Origin of the sequence: Thomasclavelia sp., from assembly GCF_017889095.1 — a bacterium.
In the GTDB taxonomy this organism is placed as follows: Bacteria; Bacillota_I; Bacilli_A; order Erysipelotrichales; family Coprobacillaceae; genus Thomasclavelia.
In genome coordinates, this window is sequence record NZ_JAGHEW010000381.1 from 1 (window position 1) to 3,770 (window position 3,770).

Here is a 3,770-nt window from a genome sequence, read left to right on the forward strand (position 1 = left end):
GTGCATTTTTTTACCAGAATAAACAAATAATTTAACTTGATAATATTCCTCTAAATAACGAATATGACCAGAAACGGCTGGCTGGGTAATATTTAAATATTGACTAGCTTTCGTAAAATTCATAAATTTACATACCGCTAAAAACGTATCAATGCGAAAATCAAGCATATTATCATCACCCGAAAATAACTATAACATAATTTTATCATTAAATAAAGATTTATAATTTTATTTTATTATCATCTTTAGTTATAATAGCTACGAGTTAGAGGGAGGAACAAAATGTCAACTATAAAAAATAATTTATTAGGAGTAATTTTATGTTTAATTATTGCTTTGCCGGCTTATTTTCTAGGTAAACAGTTTCCACTTATCGGAGGACCGGTATTTGCCATCTTAATGGGGATGATCATTACTTTTGTGATCAAAGACAAAAGCAAAGTGCAAAGCGGAATTACCTATACATCAAAAAAGATTCTTCAATATGCGGTAATCTTATTAGGTTTTGGAATGAATTTAGGTGATATTGTTAAAACCGGCAGTTCATCATTGCCAATTATTCTTTCAACCATTACTACTTCATTAGTAGTTTCATTTGTATTATATAAGGTATTAAAGATGCCAAGTAAAATTGCAACTTTAATCGGTGTTGGTTCATCTATTTGTGGTGGTTCAGCAATTGCGGCAACTGCACCAGTAATTGAAGCCGATGATGAAGAAATCGCTCAGTCAATTTCAGTAATTTTCTTATTTAATATTTTAGCGGCATTAATTTTTCCAACACTTGGTGGAATGTTGGGCCTATCAAATGAAGGATTTGGTATTTTTGCGGGAAGTGCTGTCAATGACACATCTTCAGTTACCGCCACAGCTACAGCTTGGGATGGTATTCATGGAAGTAATACTTTAGATCAGGCAACGATCGTAAAACTTACTAGAACACTGGCAATTATTCCTATCACTTTAGTTTTAGCTTTTAAACGGACTCGAGAAGCTGGTAAAAGTGAAAGTAACTTTAATTTGAAAAAGATTTTTCCCTTTTTCATCTTATTCTTTGTTTTAGCTTCAATTATTACTACAGTCTTTAATCTGCCAGGTACCATTACGGCTCCATTAAAAGAATTAAGTAAATTCTTTATCGTAATGGCGATGGCAGCAATTGGCTTAAATACTAATATCGTTAAATTAATCAAAAGCGGTGCTAAACCAATCTTCTTAGGTTTTTGCTGCTGGATTTCCATTACTGTTGTTTGTCTTACAATGCAGGCATTACTTGGAATCTTTTAAAATAAAGGGATTTAACATTACGTTAGATCCCTTTATTAGTATCACTTACAATTTTACCATCAACAATCGTCAAAATTCGATCGGCATTACTAGCAATCAAATCATCATGAGTTACCAAAATAATAGTCTGATGGTATTTTTGTTTTGACAGTTTTAATAATTCAACAATTTCTTTAGAACTCTGTCCATCTAGATTTCCCGTTGGTTCATCAGCGAGAATGATTGCCGGTTTATTAGCTAAAGCTCTAGCTATTGCTACTTTTTGCTGCTGTCCACCAGAAAGTTCATTGATATAAGCACTAGTTTTGTTTTCTAAATTTAAAAACGTTAAAATCTCATCAATATATTGTTTATCATGCTGGCAATTATCTAAATGAATTGGTAAAACAATATTTTCCATTACATTTTGACTTACTAATAAATTGAAAAACTGAAAAACAAAACCCATTCTTCTTCTACGAAATCTGGTCAATCGATCATCACTCATCGTATATAAAGACTGTCCTTCTAATAACACTTCACCTTGGTCTGGTTTACTTAAACCACCCAAAATATGCAGTAAAGTACTTTTACCCGAACCACTTCGACCAACTATTGCCACAAATGTTCCCGCTTCAATTTTAAGATTTGTCGGTTTTAAAGCCGCAACTTTATTTTCACCATAACCAAAGCTTTTACTAATTCCATTAGCCTCTAATATCACACTCATTTTTATATCCTCTTATTCATCAAATTTAATCAATTCAATCGTTTCCTGTTTTAAAACTCCGTTCAAACTGCCACAATAAATCAAAACAATCACTCCGGCAATTAAACAGTCAATTATCATAATTAAAAAATAATAAAGCATGCCCTGATCATAACGATAATATAGTAATGACCACATCGAAATAACAAATCCGCCACCAAGCAACAACAGTGCCTGATTAATATACCAATGATAAACCTGCCGTTTAGTCATTCCAATTGATCTTAAAATTCCAATTACTTTTTGATGATTATATGTTCGATATTTAACAATATAAGTAAATAAGAAAACCGCTAATCCCGTTAATAAAATCGTATAAATAATAGCTTCTTGATAATCAATTTGTAATCCAGTATTAATAAGATAATACTGATCACTGGCTGAAATAGTATGTAAACGATTATCGTGATTAATCTGATTGATCGTGGCTAGTAAAGAAATCCGATCATTTGTTTCTACATAAACCTTATTATAACAGCTACTATCATAGCTTTGATTTTCTAACTGATCTTGCACTTTTCTTGCAAATTCATTATCACTAATAATCAATTCCAAATTTATAAAATCATCATCACTAAACAAAGCATTTGGTTTTTGATTAATTATTCCCACCACTGTATAATCTCTAATCGTATACAAATAGCCCTCCGGATTACCATCTAAATTATAATAATTTTCATAAACAGTTAAAACAGTTCCTATTTCAAACAAATCTTGTTTACTAGCTGATTCATAAACGACAATTTCATGTTCATTTTCAGGCATTCTTCCAATCATTGCTTTATTAATTTCTTGCAATGATTTTTCATCAAAATCACTACTATAATAATCTACTGAAGTGCTGCCAATCATCCAGCCATCTTCATCTGAGCTGGAACTTTGAAATAAATATTCATTACTTAGATCCCATTTAAAGCCATCATTATAACTAGTAATTGTTTTAGCGTATTTGATCGTATTTGCATAAGTTTGTAATTTATTGATTTCGTTTAAATTAATTCCATCACTAATATCACTATTAATTTCAACTTTTTCGTTTTCTAGACTTTGTCTATACAAATCTAAGTTTTGACGATAATCATAATGAACGGTCAAAAGATTATTAACTGAACTAAAAGTAAAAGCCAGTATAACAACTAATATAGCGTTTAATTTAAAATTTTGTAACACTTCTTTTAAAGCTAAATTAAAAGTATTTTGATATTTGGTTTTATGACGATGAGTTGAAAAGATTTTAAAACGGTCTTGATCAAAAGTACCAATCAACGCTTTTTTACAAACATGAATACCAGGAATTAAGATTCCCATTAAAACAATTAGTGATGCGACGATGATCATCATAATGATCATTTTAAGATCAATAACAAATGGAAATGTTGCAAAAACAAATTGTTTAATCAATAAATAACCACCTAAACTAGTAAATATCGTTATTATACTACCAAATAATAAACCAATTAAAACAATGATCACTGTTTCCATCAGTAACATTAAATATAACTGTCGTTTGGTTTGACCAACAGCTCTTAATAAAGTATAGTCATGGGTCTTTCTAGACATTGATGATAACGTGATTCCCGCTATTACTGTTATCCCAATTAACACTATAGCTGCAATGATCGTTAAATATTGAATGCTTTGACTAAATTGTTCATAAGCCGTTGTTTGATAAGCCTCATTATAAATACAGTTAGAATCACTATTATTACTTTTAGCAGCATATACATCATAAAAC

At 30.5% G+C, this 3,770-nt stretch carries 4 protein-coding genes; 1 reads left to right on the forward strand and 3 read right to left on the reverse strand.

Going from position 1 to position 3,770, the window contains the following annotated elements; genetic code table 11:
- Positions 1-168 (reverse strand): LysR family transcriptional regulator (locus J7M77_RS16295; RefSeq protein ID WP_296880470.1); only part of this gene is annotated, 168 nt, incomplete at its 3' end.
- 114 nt (positions 169-282) lie between these two features.
- On the opposite strand from J7M77_RS16295, the gene J7M77_RS16300 reads away from it, so the two are divergent.
- Positions 283-1,287: a YeiH family protein gene (locus tag J7M77_RS16300; RefSeq protein ID WP_296880465.1), complete on the forward strand. Its 1,005-nt coding sequence runs from the start codon at positions 283-285 to the stop codon at positions 1,285-1,287.
- Positions 1,288-1,309: 22 nt separating this feature from the next.
- Here J7M77_RS16300 and J7M77_RS16305 read toward each other — a convergent pair whose 3' ends face one another.
- Both J7M77_RS16305 and J7M77_RS16310 read right to left on the reverse strand, forming a co-directional pair.
- Entirely contained in the window at positions 1,310-1,996 is a 687-nt protein-coding gene (locus J7M77_RS16305; RefSeq protein WP_296880466.1) for an ABC transporter ATP-binding protein, read from the reverse strand.
- Between the two features lie 12 nt (positions 1,997-2,008).
- Positions 2,009-3,770: FtsX-like permease family protein (locus J7M77_RS16310; RefSeq protein ID WP_296880468.1), on the reverse strand; the 1,762-nt coding region annotated here is incomplete at its 5' end.